Annotated in this window: 13 protein-coding genes; 5 read left to right on the top strand and 8 right to left on the bottom strand. The window is 76.8% G+C overall.

Features of this window, described 5'->3' with window-relative positions:
- Positions 1-44 precede the first annotated feature (44 nt).
- Genes eda through edd form a run of 3 tightly spaced genes read right to left on the bottom strand, consistent with a single transcriptional unit; the run spans position 45 to position 3,501 of the window.
- Entirely contained in the window at positions 45-683 is a 639-nt protein-coding gene (gene eda, locus HNR12_RS03355; protein ID WP_179766060.1) for a bifunctional 4-hydroxy-2-oxoglutarate aldolase/2-dehydro-3-deoxy-phosphogluconate aldolase, read from the bottom strand.
- Positions 680-1,690: a glucokinase gene (gene glk, locus HNR12_RS03350; protein WP_308251352.1), complete on the bottom strand. Its 1,011-nt coding sequence runs from the start codon at positions 1,688-1,690 to the stop codon at positions 680-682. The genes eda and glk overlap by 4 nt, the downstream gene beginning before the upstream one ends.
- A complete protein-coding gene (gene edd / locus HNR12_RS03345) occupies positions 1,687-3,501 on the bottom strand; it encodes a phosphogluconate dehydratase (RefSeq protein WP_179766059.1) in 1,815 nt (604 codons plus the stop codon). Before edd ends, glk begins: the two co-directional genes overlap by 4 nt.
- Positions 3,502-3,975: 474 nt before the next feature.
- Between edd and HNR12_RS03340 the strand changes: the two genes are divergently transcribed.
- Entirely contained in the window at positions 3,976-5,175 is a 1,200-nt protein-coding gene (locus tag HNR12_RS03340; protein ID WP_179766058.1) for an ROK family transcriptional regulator, read from the top strand.
- A gap of 143 nt (positions 5,176-5,318) precedes the next feature.
- Positions 5,319-5,927 carry a hypothetical protein gene (locus HNR12_RS03335; RefSeq protein ID WP_179766057.1) on the top strand — a complete coding sequence of 203 codons (609 nt, stop codon included), beginning with the start codon at positions 5,319-5,321 and terminating at the stop codon, positions 5,925-5,927.
- Positions 5,928-5,950: 23 nt separating this feature from the next.
- Here HNR12_RS03335 and HNR12_RS03330 read toward each other — a convergent pair whose 3' ends face one another.
- Together HNR12_RS03330 and HNR12_RS03325 are read right to left on the bottom strand one after the other, a co-directional pair.
- Positions 5,951-6,745, bottom strand: a complete 795-nt coding sequence (locus tag HNR12_RS03330; protein ID WP_179766056.1) for a metallophosphoesterase — start codon at positions 6,743-6,745, stop codon at positions 5,951-5,953.
- 108 nt (positions 6,746-6,853) lie between these two features.
- Positions 6,854-10,222 (bottom strand): DNA polymerase III subunit alpha, encoded by a 3,369-nt coding sequence (locus HNR12_RS03325; protein ID WP_179766055.1) that lies wholly within the window; start codon positions 10,220-10,222, stop codon positions 6,854-6,856.
- Positions 10,223-10,543: 321 nt separating this feature from the next.
- On the opposite strand from HNR12_RS03325, the gene HNR12_RS03320 reads away from it, so the two are divergent.
- Both HNR12_RS03320 and HNR12_RS03315 read left to right on the top strand, forming a co-directional pair.
- On the top strand, positions 10,544-11,269 hold the full coding sequence (locus HNR12_RS03320) for a metal-dependent transcriptional regulator (protein WP_179766054.1): 726 nt from the start codon (positions 10,544-10,546) through the stop codon (positions 11,267-11,269).
- A gap of 160 nt (positions 11,270-11,429) precedes the next feature.
- Entirely contained in the window at positions 11,430-11,759 is a 330-nt protein-coding gene (locus HNR12_RS03315; protein ID WP_179766053.1) for a DUF2795 domain-containing protein, read from the top strand.
- Between the two features lie 43 nt (positions 11,760-11,802).
- Here the strand turns inward: HNR12_RS03315 and HNR12_RS03310 are convergent, their stop codons facing one another.
- The 3 genes from HNR12_RS03310 to HNR12_RS03300 all read right to left on the bottom strand — a co-directional run bounded on the left by HNR12_RS03310 (position 11,803) and on the right by HNR12_RS03300 (position 15,024).
- Positions 11,803-13,353 carry an FAD-binding protein gene (locus HNR12_RS03310; protein ID WP_308251380.1) on the bottom strand — a complete coding sequence of 517 codons (1,551 nt, stop codon included), beginning with the start codon at positions 13,351-13,353 and terminating at the stop codon, positions 11,803-11,805.
- 132 nt (positions 13,354-13,485) lie between these two features.
- The gene (locus tag HNR12_RS03305; RefSeq protein ID WP_179766052.1) at positions 13,486-14,226 is read right to left on the bottom strand and encodes a (2Fe-2S)-binding protein; all 741 of its coding nucleotides are present in this window, start codon (positions 14,224-14,226) and stop codon (positions 13,486-13,488) included.
- Positions 14,227-15,024, bottom strand: a complete 798-nt coding sequence (locus HNR12_RS03300) for an MHYT domain-containing protein (RefSeq protein ID WP_179766051.1) — start codon at positions 15,022-15,024, stop codon at positions 14,227-14,229.
- 816 nt (positions 15,025-15,840) lie between these two features.
- On the opposite strand from HNR12_RS03300, the gene HNR12_RS03295 reads away from it, so the two are divergent.
- Positions 15,841-16,710 carry a hypothetical protein gene (locus tag HNR12_RS03295; protein ID WP_179766050.1) on the top strand — a complete coding sequence of 290 codons (870 nt, stop codon included), beginning with the start codon at positions 15,841-15,843 and terminating at the stop codon, positions 16,708-16,710.
- Positions 16,711-16,797 lie beyond the last annotated feature (87 nt).

The raw sequence follows: 16,797 nt of genomic DNA, 5'->3' as shown, positions 1-16,797 counted from the left end.
GGGCGCGGGGGTGTGGGCGTGCGGGCCGCGCGGCCCGCGGGGGCTCAGGCGGCGGGGCGCAGCGCCGCCGCCGCGCGGGCCAGCTCCTCCACGCGGCCCCAGTCGCCCGCCGCCACCGCGTCGGCCGGGGTGAGCCAGGTGCCGCCCACGCAGCCCACGTTGGGCAGGGCCAGGTAGCCGGGCGCCGTCTGGGGGGTGATGCCGCCGGTGGGGCAGAACCGCGCCTGGGGCAGCGGGCCGGAGAGGGACTTCAGGTAGGCGCGCCCGCCCGCCGCCTCGGCGGGGAAGAACTTCATGGCGTGCACGCCCTGCTCCAGCAGCGCAAGGGCCTCGGAGGCGGTGGCCGCCCCGGGCAGGGCGGGCAGGCCGCTGTCGCGCACGGCCCCCAGCAGGCGCGGGGTGCAGCCGGGCGAGACCAGGAACGCCGCGCCGGCCTCGGCCGAGGCCCGCACCTGCTCGGGCGTGGTCACGGTGCCGGCGCCCACCACGGCCTCGGGCACCTCGGCGGCGATGCGCTCGATGCCGGCCAGCCCCGCCTCGGTGCGCAGCGTCACCTCGATGGCGGGCAGCCCGCCCGCCACCAGGGCCCGGGCCAGCGGCACCGCCGTCTCCGCCGAGTCCAGTACCACAACCGGGATCACGGGGGCCAGGGCGAAGAGGTCGTCGCTGCTGCGCGGGGTCATCGGGCGTCTCCTTGGGGGTCGAGGCACTGCTCCAGGCGGGCGGCCGCGCCGAGCAGGGCCGGGTCGCGCGCCACGATCAGCGACGTGGCGATGCCCTTGAGGTAGTCGGTCATCCGCTGCTTCTCCTCGAAGCGGCGGCGGAACCCGCTCGCCTGCACCAGCGCGGTGATACGAGGCAGGATGCCACCGCCCAGGTACACGCCGCCGGTCGCCCCCAGGGTGAGGGCGGCGTTGCCGGCGAACCCGCCCAGCAGGTCGCAGAAGACCTCCAGGGTCTCCGCGCACAGCGGGTCGCCGCGCTCGGCGCAGATCTGGGCGGCGGTGCGGCCGGGGTCGGGGAGGCCGCGCAGCCGGGCCAGGGCGCCGTGCAGCCGGGCCAGGCCCGGCCCGCACAGCAGGCACTCGGCGGTGACGGTGCCCTGCTCGGCGCGCAGCAGCTCCACCACCGCCACCTCCCGCTCGGCCACGGCGGGCACGTCGACGTGGCCGCCCTCGCCCGAGACCGGCACCCAGCCGCCGCCGGGCACGGGGACCAGCCCGGCCACGCCCAGCCCGGTGCCCGGGCCCAGCACGGCCTTGGGGCCCTCGGCGCGGTGCGGCGGCCCGCCCAGGGAGACGATGTCGCCGTCCTCCAGGCGGGGCAGCGCCATGGCGAGCGCGGCGAAGTCGTTGACGACCTCCAGGTGGGCCAGACCCAGGCGGTGGCGGGTGTCGGCCACCGAGAAGTCCCAGGCGGAGTTGGTGAGCTTGACGCGGTCGCCGGTGACGGGACCGGCCACCGCCACGCACGCGGCCGCCGGCGGCCCGGCCGCCCCGGCGCCGGCCAGGTAGGCGGTGGCGGCGGCGGCCAGGTCGGCGTGGTCGGCGCCCTCCAGGCGCGCCACCCGGGCGGGGCGGGCGCCGGGGGCCTCCAGCAGGCCGAAGCGGGCGTTGGTGCCGCCGATGTCGGCGACGAGCCAGGGGCGGTGGGGGGAGGGCGGGGCCACGCGGGCGGCGGAGGCGATCACCGCAGCGCCCCGAAGACGCCGGCGCCCCGCTCGGCGGGGCCCACCGCGTTGCGGAAGGCGGCGAACAGCTCGCGGCCGGTGCCGGTGTCCGATCCGGTGGGCGGGGCGGCGGCGGGTCGGGAGTCCAGGTCGTCCACCAGCACCTCCAGCACGCCGGCGGCGGCGTCCAGGCGCACGGGGTCGCCGTCGCGCACCCGGGCCAGCGGGCCGCCGGCGGCGGCCTCGGGTGAGACGTGGATGGCGGCGGGGACCTTGCCCGAGGCGCCCGACATGCGCCCGTCGGTGACCAGGGCGACCCGGTGGCCGCGGTCCTGGAGGACGCCCAGCGGCGGGGTGAGCTTGTGCAGTTCGGGCATGCCGTTGGCGCGCGGGCCCTGGAAGCGGACCACGGCCACGAAGTCGCCGTCGAGGTCGCCGGCCGAGAACGCCTCCTGCAGCTGGGCCTGGCTGTCGAAGACGCGGGCGGGTGCCTCGATCACGTGGCGCTCGGGCGCCACGGCCGAGACCTTCACCACCGCCCGGCCCAGGTTGCCCGCGACCATGCGCAGGCCGCCGTCGGGGCTGAAGGGGTCGTCGGCGCCGCGCAGCACGGTGGTGTCGGCGCTCTGCTTGGGTTCGTCGTCCCAGACCAGGCCCTCGTCGGTGAGGCGGGGGCGCTGCCGGTAGCGGGCCAGGCCGGGGCCGGCCACGGTGGCGACGTCCTCGTGCAGCAGGCCGCTGTCCAGGAGCTGGCCGATGAGGTAGGCCATGCCGCCGGCGGCGTGGAACTGGTTCACGTCGGCGGCGCCGTTGGGGTACATGCGGGTCAGCAGCGGCACCGCCTCCGACAGCGCGGCGAAGTCGTCCCAGGTCAGTTCGATGCCCGCGGCGGCGGCCACCGCCACCAGGTGCAGGGTGTGGTTGGTGGAGCCGCCGGTGGCCAGCAGCGCCACCACGGCGTTGGTGATGGCGCGCTCGTCGACGACCTCGCCGATGGGGGTGTGGCGGTCGCCCAGGGCGGTCAGCCCGGTGACGGTGCGCCCGGCGGCGGCGGTCAGGGCCTCGCGAAGGGGGGTGCCCGGCGACTCGAAGCTGGCGCCGGGCAGGTGCAGCCCCATGACCTCCATCAGCATCTGGTTGGAGTTGGCGGTGCCGTAGAAGGTGCAGGTGCCCGGGGCGTGGTAGGCGGCCGACTCGGCCTGCAGCAGCTGGGTGCGGTCGGCCTTGCCCTCGGCGAAGAGCTGGCGGATGCGGGCCTTGTCGTTGTTGGGCAGGCCCGAGGGCATGGGCCCGGCCGGGACGAAGGCCACCGGCAGGTGCCCGAAGGACAGGGCGCCGATGAGCAGGCCGGGCACGATCTTGTCGCACACGCCCAGCATGAGGGCGCCGTCGAACATGTCGTGGGACAGGGCGACGGCGGTGGCCATGGCGATCACGTCGCGGCTGAACAGCGACAGCTCCATGCCCGCCCGGCCCTGGGTGATGCCGTCGCACATGGCGGGCACCCCGCCGGCGAACTGGGCGACCCCGCCGGCCTCGGCCACGGCCCGCTTGAGGAGGGCCGGGTAGGTCTCCAGCGGCTGGTGCGCCGAGAGCATGTCGTTGTAGGCCGAGACGATGGCGATGTTGGGCTTGGTGGTCTCGCCCAGGTCGCGCTTGTCGGCCAGGGAGCAGGCGGCGAACCCGTGGGCGAGGTTGGTGCAGCCCAGCGCGGCGCGGGCGGGGCCCTGGGCGGTGGCGGCGCGCACCCGCTCCAGGTAGGCGGCGCGGGAGGCGGCGCTGCGGTCGGCGATGCGCCGGGTGACCTCGGCGACGCGGGGGTGGACGGTCATGGCGAGGGCTCCTCTGGGTGCCGGGCGCGGTGCGGGGGCGCCTGCCCGCCGGGACGGGCGGCGGCTGCGGTGGGGGTGCGGGGGGCGGCCGGGGCGGGCCTGCGGCCGGCCGCGGGGGGCGGTGCGCCGCGCGGCGCCGGGCGGCCGTCCGCCGCAGGCGGCGGGGGTGCCGGGGTGGCGGGCATGGGCGGCGGACTCCAGAGGCGGCGGGCGGGACGGCGAGCGGAGGGCGGGCGGGGCGGGCGGCGGGGCGCCCGGCGGGGTCAGGGCCGGGTGGCGCCGCCGAAGGCGGGGCGCTGAAGGCGACCCGCCCTCGGGGTTTGTGAGCTTCCGGCAACATAACCGGAACTTCGGCGACGTGACAAGCTTAACTTCTGAACTTTTCATGACAAAAGTACGGGACTTTGACACCGATACGGTGCGGGAGACCGGCCGGCGTGCGCCCCAATGGGGACGAACGTGTTTGAATGGGCCATGCCCAAGCCCGCCTCGGCCGCGGCTGTCTCCAGCGGCCACGTCCTGCAACTGGTCCGTGACGGCCGGGCCGCCACCCGCGCCGACATCGGCCGCCTCACCGGCCTGTCGCGCCCGGCGGTGGCCCTGCGCGTGGGCGAGTTGATGCGCCAGGGGCTGGTCACCGAGGGCGAGGCCGCCCCCTCCAGCGGCGGGCGCCCGCCCGGGCGCCTGGAGTTCAACGCCGCCGGCGGGGTCGTGCTCGCCGCCACGCTGGGCATCTCCACCAGCCAGATCGCCGTGTGCGACCTGGCGGGGCGGGTGCTGGTGCAGGACTCCGGCTCCCCCGACGTCGAGCACGGCCCCCACGCCGCCCTGCCCTGGCTGCTGGACACCTGGGCGGACCTGCTGGCCAAGTGCGGGCGCGGGCCGGGCGACGTGCGCGGCACCGGGATCGGGGTGCCCGGCACCGTGGAGTTCGCCACCGGGCGCGCCGAGACCCCGCCGGTGCTGGCCAGCTGGGGCGGCATCGAGATCCGCCCGCTGGTGGCCGAGCGCTTCGAGGCCCCCGTCCTGCTGGACAACGACGTCAACGTGATGGCGCTGGGCGCGCACCGCACCCACCACCGCGACGTCGGCGACCTGGTCTTCGTGAAGGTCTCCACCGGTATCGGCGCCGGCATCGTGGCCGGCGGCGTACTGCTGCGCGGCGCCCTGGGCGCCGCGGGGGAACTGGGCCACATCCCCGTGCGCGACGGCGCGGGCACCCCCTGCCGCTGCGGCAACACCGACTGCCTGGAGGCGGTGGCCGGCGGGCACGCGCTGCTGGCCGCCATGGAGCGCGCCGGGCGGCCGCTGGGCGGCCTGGCCGAACTCGCCGCGCTGGCCCAGGAGGGCGACGCCGCGGCGGTGACCCTGGTGCGCGGGGCCGGGCGCCGCCTGGGCGAGGTCCTGGCCGGCGCGGTCAACCTGCTCAACCCCGAGGTGGTGGTGCTGGGCGGGCTGCTGGGCGGGGCCTATGACCACCTCGTGGCCGGGGTGCGCGAGATCGTCTTCCAGCGCTCCACCGCGCTGGCCACCCGCCAGCTGCGCATCGTGCCCAACACCGCCGGCGACGAGGCGGGGCTGCGCGGCGCCGCCGCCATGGTCCTGGACCGCGTCCTGGCCCCCGAGGCCGTCAACGCCGCCATCGCCGCCGCCCGCGAGGGCGGCGGCGCCTGAGCATTCGCGGGTGCGGTACGCCTTTTCAGGGGGCCGCCGAGGAGACGGCCGGGCGCGGGGCCGCTGGGCCCCGCTGCCCGCCGTTGCCCAGGTCAGCGGGGCGGCACTAGCGTGGAGGACCGGTACCGCGACGGGGGGCCGCCATGACCGCCCGGCGATCCGAGGGCCCGGCACCGGCGCCCGACGGCCCCGCTGCGCCCGCGCCCGTAGGGCCCTTCCCGGGCGCCGAGGACGCGGTGGCCCGCCGCACCGGGCGCGCGCCGGCCGACCGGTTCGCGGCGCTGGACGCCTGGGGCGCCGCCGAGCGCACCCACACCGAGATCGCCCGCCGCCTCACCGCCCACCACGGCGTCGAGGGCTGGTGGGTCCAGCACATCACCGTGGCCTACGAGCAGGCCCGGGGTCGCCGCGCCTCCGGCCAGCGCGCCGACGGCCGGTTCGCGGCCGGGGCGTCCAAGACCGTGGCCGCCCCCGCCGAACGCGTCTTCGCCGCCTTCGCCGACCCCGCCCGGCGCCGCGCGTGGCTGCCCGGCGCCGAGACGGCCGTGCGCACCGCCACCGCACCCGCCTCCTTCCGCGCCGGCTGGTGCGCCGACGGCACCCTGGTGGCCGTCTACCGCACCGCCCAGGGCGGCCGCACCCGGGTGGGCCTGCAGCACGAGAAGCCGGCCGGCGCCGAGGCCGCCGCCCGGATGAAGGTCTACCGGCGGCAGCGGCTGGGCGTGCTCAAGGAGCTGCTGGAGCGCGGCTGAGCCCCGGCGCGCCGGGCCGGGGCTCAGGCCCGGGCCGGCGTCCCCGCCGGCCGCGGCTCGGGAACCACCCGGAAGTGGGAGGTCACCCGCCCGTCGTCGCCCACCACGTGGAAGGCCACCATCGGCGGGTGGGCGGCGTACACGCGCTCGGCGTCCTCCCAGGGCAGCGGCGCCGTCCACACCGTGGCCGGGGCCGCCAGCAGCGGCCGGCCCGCGAACAGGGTGGCGGCCGGGGTGTGGGCGTGCCCGCACAGCAGCGCGGCCACCTGGGGGTGGCGCTCCAGCACCGCCGCCAGGTCGGCGGCGTTGGCCAGCCCGATGCCGTCGACGGCGGGCATGTGCAGGGGCACCGGCGGGTGGTGGAGGGCCAGGACCACCGGCACGCCGGCCGACTCGGCCAGGACCGCCTCCAGCCACTCCAGGGTCTCGGGCGCCAGGCGGCCCCCGCCCTCGCCGGGCAGGGTGCCGTCCACCAGCACCACCGTGCCGCGTCCGGTGCGGTGCACCGTGTTGAGGGGCGCCTCGACGTTGTGCGGCTGCGGCGCGCCGCCCAGCAGGACGCGCCGGTAGGGGGCGCGGCCCTCCTTGGGCACGTCGTGGTTGCCCGGGCAGGTCAGCACCGGCAGCCGCCCCGACAGCAGCGCGCGCGCCTCCTCCAGCTCCTCGGGGGTGCCGTGGTCGGTGAGGTCGCCGGTGGCCACCACCGCGTCCAGGGTGCCGGCGAACGCGTCGAGGTAGGCCATCACGCGGCCCACCCGCTCGCGGGCGCGCGGCCCGCCGTCGACGTGCAGGTCACTGATGTGGGCCAGAGTGAACAACCGGTCGCTCCTCCGCGTGTCCGCGGCCGCGCGGGCCGGGCCAGGGCGCGGCGCCCCCGCCAAGCGCGCACTCTAGCCCGGTGCCCCGCGCCCTGTGCGCACCGGCCCTCACCGTCCCGCGCTGCCGGGGCTGGCGTGCCAGAGCCGGCGCGGGGCCGCCGCGGCGCCGGCCGGGGCGATGTCGGCGTAGGTGGACAGCTCGTAGCCGCTGGCGTAGCGGATGCGCCGCCCGCCCACGCCGCTGAGCCGGGCGCGCGCGGGGTCCTCGGCCAGGCGGCGGCGCAGCGCCCGCCGCGCGTCGGGGCCGGCCTCGTGGTAGGTCCGCGCCAGCTCCTCCAGGTCCCAGGCGTGGGTGGCGTTGACCGTGGCCATCCCCGACCCCACCCGCCGCACCCGGCCGCGCACCGCCAGCAGCCAGGAGCCGAACACGGTGGCCGCGCAGCGCTCCTGCACCGACTCGAAGAACGTCAGGTCCACCAGGCCGGTGGCGTCGTCCAGGGTGGCGAAGATGATGCGCTGGCCCGAGCGCACCGCCGGGGTCTGGGTGGCCACCTTCACCCCCACCACCAGCACCTCGGCGCCGGCGGGGACCCGCGCCAGGTCGCGGGCGCGCACGGCGCCGCACCCGGCCTCCAGCTCCGCGGTCAGCTCGGCGTAGCAGTCCAGCAGGTGCCGGGAGGCGTCGTAGCCCAGCACCTCCAGTTCGGCCTGCACCTCCTCGGCGGGCGTCATCGCCGGCAGCCCCTCCTCCGGCGGGGCCTCCACCGCCTCCAGGGCCATGGGCAGCTGGCCCCCGCCCAGAGCCCGGCGCCCGGCCCGCTCCAGGGCGCCCGCCCGCAGCAGCAGGTCGCGCCGCGTGGGCGCGCCGGGGTCGGTGCCGATGCCGTAGAGGGAGTCGAAGGCGCCCACCTGGACCAGGCGGTCCAGCACGTCGCGGGAGGGCCGGGCGCGGCGGGCGGCGTCGCTGAGGGAGGTGTAGGGCCGCCCGGCCACCAGCGCCTCGACCTCGGCCTCGGTGATGCCCTTGACGTCGGCCAGTCCGGCGCGGATGCCCAGCCGGCCGTTGCCGGCGGGCTCCACCCGCCATCCGGCGTCGGAGCGGTTGACGTCCACGCCCAGCACCGGCACGCCGAAGCGGCGGGCGTCGTCGATGACGGCGCGGCGCGGGTACATGCCGGGGTCGTGGGTGAGGACCCCGGCGTAGAAGGCGGCGGGGTGGTGGCGCTTGAGCCAGGCCGACTGGTAGGTGGGCAGTGCGAAGGCCGCGGCGTGGGCCTTGCAGAACCCGAACGCGCCGAAGGAGGCCAGCACCTGCCAGACCCGCTCCACCACCGCGGGGTCGTGGCCGCAGTCGGCGGCCATGGCGGTGAAGCGCCGGCGCACCTCCTCGCGGCCCTCCTCGGTGCCCAGTTGCCGGCGCATCGCCTCGGCCTGGTCCAGCCCGCAGCCGGTCATGGCGTGCAGCACCCCGATGACCTGCTCGTGGAAGATCACCACCCCGCCGGTCTCGGCCAGGACGCCCTCCAGCACGGGGCTGGGCAGGTCGAGGGCGCGGTCGCGGCCGCGCGCGGCGATGAAGGGGGTGATCATGTCGCTGTTGACCGGGCCGGGGCGGAACAGGGAGATGTCGGCGATGAGGTCGCCCATGTGGGCCGGGCGCAGCCGCGAGACCAGTTCGCGCTGGCCGGGCGACTCGATCTGGAAGCAGCCCAGGGTGCCCGAGGAGCGGATCATGGCGTAGGTGGCGGGGTCGTCGGGGGGCAGCGCGTCCAGGTCCACGCGCGTGTCCTCCACCCGCTCGATCTCGGCCAGGGCGTGGGTCATGGCCGACTGCATGCGCACCCCGATGACGTCGAGCTTGATCAGGCCCATCTCCTCGACGTCGTCCTTGTCGTACTGGACCATGTCGTAGCCCACGCGGCTGGGCTCCAGGGGGGCGCGGTCGCGCAGGGAGGAGTCCGACACCACGATCCCGCAGGGGTGCATGGCGATGTGGCGGGGCAGCCCGTCCAGCCGCTCGGCCAGCCGGAACAGCGTCTCCACCTGGGCGCCGCCCAGCCCCACCGAGCGCAGTTCGGGCAGGTCGGCGCATGCGGTGCGGATCTGGCGGGCGCGGATGTGGGGGAACGCCTTGGCCAGCACGTCGATCTCGTGGGGCGGCACGCCCATGACCGTGCCGGCGTCGCGGATGGCGCTGCGGGCGCGGTAGGTCTCCATCATCGACACGCACGCGGCGTCGGGGTAGGCGCCCATGACGACCCCGTAGGCCTCCAGCCGGCGGGCCGACTCCACGTCCAGGTCGATGTCGGGCAGGCCGGTGCGGCTGTGGGTGAGGAACCGCTCCATGAGCAGCCCGTGGGCCAGGGGGTCCACCGCCGAGATGCCGATGAGGTGGTTGACCAGGCTGCCGGCGCCCGAGCCGCGGATGGAGCAGCGGATGCCGGCGGCGCGGATGCGGCGGGCGATGTCGGCGACGGTGAGGAAGTAGGCGGAGAACCCCTTGCGCTCGATGATGTCCAGTTCGTGGGCAAGCCGGTCGCGGGCGCGGGTGTCGCGCGCCTTGCCCAGCCGGTCCATGCCCTCCCGGCAGGCCAGCCACAGCCGGTCGCGGGCGCCGGGGACCTCGGGCAGGTGGTGGCGGTCCATGCCCAGGTCGGCGCCCGGGTCCAGGGCGCAGGAGGCGGCCAGGGCGCGGGTGTGGGCCAGCAGCCGGCGGGCGGCGGCGGGGTCGGGGCCGCAGATCCGCTCGGCCACGGCGGCCATCTCGGCGGTGCCCTTGAGGTGGGCCTCGCCGGTGTCGGGGACCTCGGGCGGGGCGCCGCCGGGCAGCCAGCGGCGGGCCTCGTCCAGCACGCGGGCGACCTCGGCCTCGCCGGGGCGGGCGTAGCGCACCGCGTTGCCCAGCACGGCCAGGGTGCGGGTGTCGGCGGCCAGGCGCAGCAGGGCGGCGGCGCGGCGGTGCTGGCCGGGGCCGTAGTGGTCGACCAGTTCGACGGCGGTCTCGGCGACCTCGCGCCAGCGCTCCAGGCGGCGGCGCGCGCCCTCCAGGTGGCCCTGGGCGGCGGCCCGGGCGACGTCGGATTCGGGCCCCAGCAGCACCACCAGCCCTTCGGCGTGGGCGGCCAGGGCGGTGCGGGACAGGGCGGGCACCCCTCGCGCGCCCTCGGCGTGGGCGGCGCTGACCAGGCGGCACAGCGAGGCCCAGCCGCGGGCGCCGCGGGCCAGCAGGGTGACGCGGCCCCCCTCGGGGGCGGCCACGGCCAGGCTGGCGCCCAGCAGGGGGCGGATCCCGGCGGCCTGGCAGGCCCGCACGTGCTTGACGGCGCCGTAGACGCCGTCGCGGTCGGTGAGCGCGAGCATGTCCATGCCCAGTTCGGCCGCGCGCTCCACCAGGGCGGCGGGCGGGGTGGCGCCGTGGCGCATGGACGCCGAGGAGACCACGTCCAGGTGGACGAAGGGGTCGGCGGGCGGGGTCATCGCGCGCGGCCCCCCGCCGGCGCGGCGGCGCCGGGCGCGGTGCGCGCGGGTCTGGCGGTGAGCGGTACGGCCATGGCTTCCCCCCGAATGCCGCGGCCGGAGGGGCGCGGAGGCACCCTCGGGGAAGACAGGCCGAAATCGAACCTTTGTACGAAGAATAGCGCACCCATGATCGCCGACAAAACCGTGACCTGGTAAAAGACCGTCCCGGGTTTCGGTCACGGCGGCCTGGGGCCGGAAACCCCGGCGGTTTCGGACCTGGCGGCCCGCGCGCCCGGCGGCCCGCGCCCGGTTCCCCTGGGGCGCGATACCGTAGCGAGCATGGGCAACCCAGGGGAGCGGCCGTCCACCTCGGTCGAGGACTACGTCAAGGTCATCTACGACCTGCAGGAGCGCGGTTCGGGCCGGGTGACCATCTCCGCCATGGCCGAGCGGCTGGCGGTGTCCAACTCCTCGGTCTCGGGCATGCTGCGCAAACTGAGCGAGCTGGGGCTGGTGGAGCACCGCCGCTACGGCGACGTCCGCCTCACCGAGACCGGCGACAAGGCGGCCCTGGCCGTGCTGCGCCGCCACCGGCTGCTGGAGACCTACCTGGTGGAGGCCCTGGGCTACTCCTGGGACGAGGTCCACGACGAGGCCGAGATCCTGGAGCACGTGGTCTCCGACCGCTTCGTCGACCGCATCGCCGCCCACCTGGGCGACCCCCTGGTCGACCCGCACGGCGACCCCATCCCCACCCGCGACGGCCGCGTGGTCGAGCGCGAGACCCGGCTGCTGTCGGCGGCCGAGCCCGGCACCGTGGGCGTCATCGTGCGCGTCAACGACTCCGACCCCGACCTGCTGCGCTACCTGTCCGAGGAGCGCATCGGGATCGGCATGCGCGTGGAGCTGGTGGGCCGCCAGCCCTTCGGCGGTTCGCTGATGGTGCGCGTGGGCGCCCCCGGCGACCAGCGCGACCAGGCACTGGGCCTGCAGGCGGCCGAGGCCCTGTGGATCGCGCCGGCGCCCGAGCAGCACCCGCCCCGCGCCCCCCGCTCCGGCGGCTGAGCGTCCGGCGCCCCGCCGCCGCCCTCACCGGCAGCCGCGCGAATGGCCCGGTGGTGCGCCGGGTAGTCGTCCCCGCGCACGCCCGGCGGCGCCGAGCCGCGCCGACCGCGCCCACACCGCTCGGCGGCGCCGGGGCCACGCGGTGGAAAGGAGCGATGCCATGGCCGTGCTGCACGACGTCGAGGGACTCCGGCAGATCCTGTCCGGGCTCGACTTCCCCGTGGGCAAGGACCGGATCGTGGAGTACGCCCAGGACCAGGGCGCCGACCGGTCCCTGCTCAGCGCCCTGCAGGCGATGCCGCAGGCCGACTACAACGAGCCCAACGAGGTGCTGCGCGCGGTGCCCCAGGGCGAGCTGGGCGGGCAGCGCCGCTCGGAGACCGAGCGCTACCAGCAGCGCCACCCGCCGCAGGGCATGGCGGCCTCGTCCCGCGAGACCGGCCCGGTCAACCCCATCGAGGAGGAGCTGGGCGAGAACCGCAAGTCCTGACGGACCCGGCAACACCGCCCGCGCGCCCTGCCGGGCGGCCCCTCTAGGGCTCCACCGACTGCCGGTGGCGGAACACGTTGAAGGGGTCCCACGTCCGCTTCACCTGCCGCAGCCGGGGGTAGTGCTCCTTGTAGTACAGCGCGGACCAGGGGACCTCCGATCGGTTCCACTCGGGGTCGCTCAGGTCGGCGTCGGGGTAGCTGATGTAGCAGCCGTCGGTGGTGGCGTCGGGCACCGGCACCCCCGGGCGGCCCTCGGCGTCGCCGTAGACCGCCCGGTACAGCTCGCGGATCCACTTCAGGCGCGGCGCGGGGTCGCCGCCGCTGGGCCAGTAGACCTGGTACTGCAGCTTCACGACGGAGTCGCGCTGGGCCACGGCGGTGTCGGCGGCGTCGCGCCGGTTGATCGCCCCGCCGTAGGAGTCGATCTGCACGGTGGCGTCGCGCACCGCCTCGGGCGGGTTGGTCAGCGCCTCCCAGACCGCCCGGACGTGGTGCTCGGGCAGCGGCGTGCGCATGTAGGCCGACTTGTACTTGCCCGCCTGGTCGTTGGCGAGCAGCGGCACGGCGGTCAACTCGGAGATGTCGACGTGCACGGGGTCCTTGGAGCCGGTGAGCACGGGGTGCTCGCCGTGGGCCTGGGAGCGGTGGTCCAGGTCCGCTCCCACCCCGTGGTCCAGGGCGCGCACGAACTCCGTCAGCCGCTGGCGCGCCTCGGGCAGGGTGGCGTCGATCTGGGCGATCAGGCCGATCTGGTCGGAGGTGCGCGGGGTCAGCAGCAGGATCCCGAAGAGCGGGCCGTAGCGGTCGTCGTCCTGGTGGTCGCGGAAGAACCCGCCGAAGTTGTCGACGAGCCGCTTGAACGACGCGTAGTCCATGTCGGCCCACTTCCAGCCGGCCTCCACCCGCAGCGCGCCCGAGGGCGCCTGGGGCAGGTCCTTGAACCAGAAGCGGGTGACCATGCCGAAGTTGCCGCCCCCGCCGCCGGTGTGGGCCCACCACAGCTCGCGCAGTTCGCCGGTGTCCTGGCAGGAGGCGGTGACCAGGTCCACCTCCAGGCGCCCGGCGGGCGAGCGCCGCCGGACCACGGCCACCTCCACCGCGTCGAGGTAGTCGACGGTCAGGCCGTGCTGGCGGGAGAACAGGCCGAACCCGCCGCCGGTGATGTGCCCGCCGACGCCCACCGTGGGACAGGAGCCGCCCGGCATGAGCAGGCCGAGCTTCTTGGTCAGCTTCTCGCCGATGTCCCAGTTGCTGGCCCCGGCCTCCACGCACACCGCCTGGCGGTGCGCGTCCCAGTAGATCCCGTTCATCAGGCTGACGTCGATGATGACCCGGACGTCGGGGGAGGAGACGAAGTCCTCGTAGCAGTGGCCGCCCGAGCGCACGGTGATGCGGGAGCGCCGGTTGCCGCCCGTGGCGGTGTCGGCCTCGTTGACGGCGATCTCCAGCGCCCGCACCGCCTCCTGGGGTGTGGCCACGAGCCGGATGTAGGCGGGGTCGGCCGTCCAGCGGGGGTTGTAGCCGCGCCGGAGCGTGGGATAGCGCCAGTCATAGGGGCCGATCCGCAGACCGGCGCCGTCGTTGTCCACCACTGCACCGCCCTTTCGCCGTGGAACGCGCGGCGGGCGCCCCCTCCGGCACCCGCCCGCGGGCCGTGTACCCCTGGGGTGTTAATGCGAAAGGCAACCGCCGGGCCGCACCGGGTTAAGGACCCCGCAGGCCGCTCAGCGCGTGCGGCGGGCGGCCACCGCGCAGTCGCCGCAGTAGCCGCCGCCGGGCAGCCGGTAGTACAGGCAGCAGGTGGTGCGGGTGAACGCCGCCTGGGCGGGGCCGGTGCCGGTGAAGGAGCCCAGGCCGGCCAGCGGCGGGCGGGCCAGCAGGGCGCGGCCCAGCGCGAACGCGTCGGCGGCCAGGGGCGGGCGGGCGCGGGCCAGGGCCAGCACGGTCCCGGCCAGCGACGAGGCGGCGTTGCCGTAGAGCAGCCGGGGCGCCAGGCGCACCTGGGCGCGCAGCGCGTCGGCGGCCGGGGCCAGCGCGCCGGCCACCACGTGGCGGGCCACCGCCTCGGCGGCGGCCCGCGGGGTGCGCTCCGCCACCGGAACGGGTCGGGCCCCGGCCGCCAGGGCCAGGGCGAGCCCGGCGGGACGGGCCGGCCGCCAGCGCAGCGCCTCGGGCGGGGCCAGCAGGCCGTGGGACAGCGCGGTGGCCGCGGCGGGGGACAGCAGCCGCGAGGCCAGGCTCTGGAACAGCAGGGAGGCCGCGACGCGGACCTCGACGACCGCGACCGGGCGGCCCGCCGCGAGCCGGGCGCGCACGGCGGCGACCTCGGCGGCCAGCAGGCCCGGACGCCGCCACAGGTCGGGCAGCGGGGCCCAGCCGCCGGCGGCGGGGGCCTCGGGCACCGCGAAGAAGGGGTTGACGCCGCCCGCGTCGTCCAGGGCCCGGCGCAGGTCGGCGTGGGTCATTCAGGTCCTTTTGGTGAACACCGAGTCCGAGGCGGGGGAGGGCGCGGGGCGGCGGTGCGGGGCGCGGTCCGCGGCGCCGTCGCGCGGCGAGAGCATCAGTATCAGCGAGACGATCATCAGCAGCAAGCCCAGCCCCACGAACATCGGCAGGAAGAAGTCCATCATGGTCGCGCCGGCGGGCGGCTCCGCGAAGGGGTCCTCGGGCAGGTGGTGCACGCTGGTGCCCAGCATGGCGGTGTAGTGCATCGCCGAGACCGCGGCGGCCATGACCAGCGCGGCGCCGGCCAGCGCCCAGGTGCCCTCCAGGCGGATGGCGAACAGCAGCGCCACGGTGGAGGCCGCCACGGCGATGGCGGCCGAGGCCGCGACGTGCAGGGGGTCGTAGGCGGTCTCGGCGTGCATCTGGACGGCGGCCATGCCCATGTAGTGCATGGCCACCACGCCGCCGCCCATCACGGCCCCGCCGCTGAGCACGCTGGTCCAGCCGGGGCGCACCACGGTCAGCAGCAGGCCCACGGCCACCACGGCGATGGCGACGACGCCGCTGAGCACGGTGAGCACGACGTTGTAGCGCAGGGCGGTGGCGTGGACGGAGAACCCCATCATGGCGATGAAGTGCATGGCCCAGATGGCGGCGGCGCCCAGGCAGACCGCGCCCAGCAGCACCCAGGCCAGGCGGGAGCCGCCGGCGGCGCGGCGGGCGCGGGCGGCGGCCTGCAGGCCCACCAGCGAGCCGACGAAGGAGACGGCGTAGGCGATCGCGGGGGTGGTCCACCCGTAGGCGAAGTGTTCGATCATGGTCCGTTGTCCTGAATGTCGGTGTTTTCGCTGGTATGGCGTATTTGTTAATTGTGAATTCCGAGTAAACGCAACCCTACGGATGTGTCCTTTTGCGGCAAGGGGGGTGAACTGGCCGTTTGCGGTCAACGCACAGGTAAACCGGCTGCCCCTCCGGCGGCCGGGCGAAATCCGCCCCGGGCCGCAAGGCCGGCTCCCGGCGCCGCACGCCGCCGAAAGCCGGCGCGTCCGCTCCGCAGTCCGCAGTCCGCACTCGGCCGCCGGCGCGGAGCCGCGCGCGCCCGCCCGTGCGCGCCGGGGCGCGGGCGCCGTTGCCGGACGGCGCGCCGCCAATGGCGCGGCGGAAAACGCGGCCGGCGCGCGGCCGTGCTCGCCCGCGTAAACACAAATGCACGTGAATCCCGCCGCCTACGGCGAAATGACATTTCCCGCGCGTTCGGTTGCGTGCTGAAACGCGTGCAAAACCGCAGGTCGCCGCTGCGGGCCGCGCGGGCCGGAGCGGTGGTGACAATTCGGACCCCGGCCGCGGCGCTATGCGCGCCCCCGAAGTGGCATAGTGCTCTGCAAGCTCTTCGGCGAGCGGCCGACAGCCCCCGGCGGCGGACCGCCTCGCTCCCCGCTTCCGCGCGCGCTGGTTTCGGCGTGTCCGAGAAAACGTTGGAAGACCCGAATGGAGCCCCGATGGAACCTGGACCCCGAGTGACCCCCAGCGGCCCGGCCCCCGCCGCTGCGGCGCCCGCGCCACGCGCGGGCGGAGGGCCCCGGGGAGCCGCCCGCCGCGCCCACGGCGCCCGCCGCACCGCGCGGCCCTAGCGCATGGCGGGCGACGTCTGGGGCGGATCGCCCACGGTGGTCTGCCAGATCCTCGACCAGGTCTACCCCCTGCCGCGCTACAGCGCCCAGCAGCGGCTGCGGGCCATGGTCTTCATCGTCCTGGGCACCTCCTCGGTCGAGGAGCACCAGGTGCGCCCGGCCGCGGCTCGCCTGGGGGTGCCCGACGACGTGGTGGCGGCGCTGGTCCGCGACGACGCCGGCGCGCTCGACGCCGCGCTGGCGCGCGCCGGCCACGGCTGGGACCTGCTGGCCGCGCTGCTGCTCTACAGCGGCGGCCTGCACGCCGAGTTCGCCACCGGGCGCGCCGGGGCCCCCGGGCGCGACGACCCCGCCGCCGCGGGCCGCCCGCGTCCGCCCCGCCCCGCCGCCGAGGACCCCCGCCGGCGCGGCCGCCGGGCCCGCCGCGAGCGCCCGCGCGAGGTCCGCGAGGCCACCGCCCCGCCCGAGGGCGAGGAGTGGGAGGAGTTGGACGGCGTGGGCGCCTTCCCCGCCGCCGACCCCCGCACCGTGCGCACCCGCGAGGAGCTGATCGAGGCGCTGCGGCTGCTGCGGGTTTCGGCTGGCCGGCCCTCCTACCGCGAGATGGAGCGCCTCAGCGGGCGCCTGCCCGGTGGCGCCGACCCCCTCAAGCACCGCTCGCGCTCGCACAGCACCCTGCGCAACCTGCTGCTGGGCGAGGCCGAGCCGACCCCGGTCAACGTGCTGGCGTTCGTGCGCGGCTGCGGCACCAGCGCGCCCGCGCGGCTGCGCGCCTGGGAGGACGCGTGCGCGCGGGTGGCACGCGCGGGCGCGTCGGCCGCGTCCCCGCGCCGCTCGCGCTCCGACACCGGCGGCCACCCCTCCCTGCGCTGAAGCGCCGCGCCCCCGCCCGGCCCGGCGGCGCGCGGGCGGGCCCGCGGGAAGGAGGCGGGTGGTAAGGCGGGGGCGGGGGTGGCGCCG

It is taken from the genome of Streptomonospora nanhaiensis, assembly GCF_013410565.1.
Classification (GTDB): Bacteria; Actinomycetota; Actinomycetes; order Streptosporangiales; family Streptosporangiaceae; genus Streptomonospora; species Streptomonospora nanhaiensis.
This window is presented reverse-complemented; position numbering and strand designations above follow the sequence as displayed.

Bases quoted from the DNA above. Each gene is read 5' to 3' on its own strand.
- eda (WP_179766060.1), bottom strand. From the start codon at position 683: ATGACCCCGCGCAGCAGCGACGACCTCTTCGCCCTGGCCCCCGTGATC.
- edd (WP_179766059.1), bottom strand. From the start codon at position 3,501: ATGACCGTCCACCCCCGCGTCGCCGAGGTCACCCGGCGCATCGCCGAC.
- HNR12_RS03340 (WP_179766058.1), top strand. From the start codon at position 3,976: ATGCCCAAGCCCGCCTCGGCCGCGGCTGTCTCCAGCGGCCACGTCCTG.
- HNR12_RS03335 (WP_179766057.1), top strand. From the start codon at position 5,319: ATGACCGCCCGGCGATCCGAGGGCCCGGCACCGGCGCCCGACGGCCCC.
- HNR12_RS03325 (WP_179766055.1), bottom strand. From the start codon at position 10,222: ATGACCCCGCCCGCCGACCCCTTCGTCCACCTGGACGTGGTCTCCTCG.
- HNR12_RS03320 (WP_179766054.1), top strand. From the start codon at position 10,544: ATGGGCAACCCAGGGGAGCGGCCGTCCACCTCGGTCGAGGACTACGTC.
- HNR12_RS03315 (WP_179766053.1), top strand. From the start codon at position 11,430: ATGGCCGTGCTGCACGACGTCGAGGGACTCCGGCAGATCCTGTCCGGG.
- HNR12_RS03305 (WP_179766052.1), bottom strand. From the start codon at position 14,226: ATGACCCACGCCGACCTGCGCCGGGCCCTGGACGACGCGGGCGGCGTC.
- HNR12_RS03300 (WP_179766051.1), bottom strand. From the start codon at position 15,024: ATGATCGAACACTTCGCCTACGGGTGGACCACCCCCGCGATCGCCTAC.
- HNR12_RS03295 (WP_179766050.1), top strand. From the start codon at position 15,841: ATGGCGGGCGACGTCTGGGGCGGATCGCCCACGGTGGTCTGCCAGATC.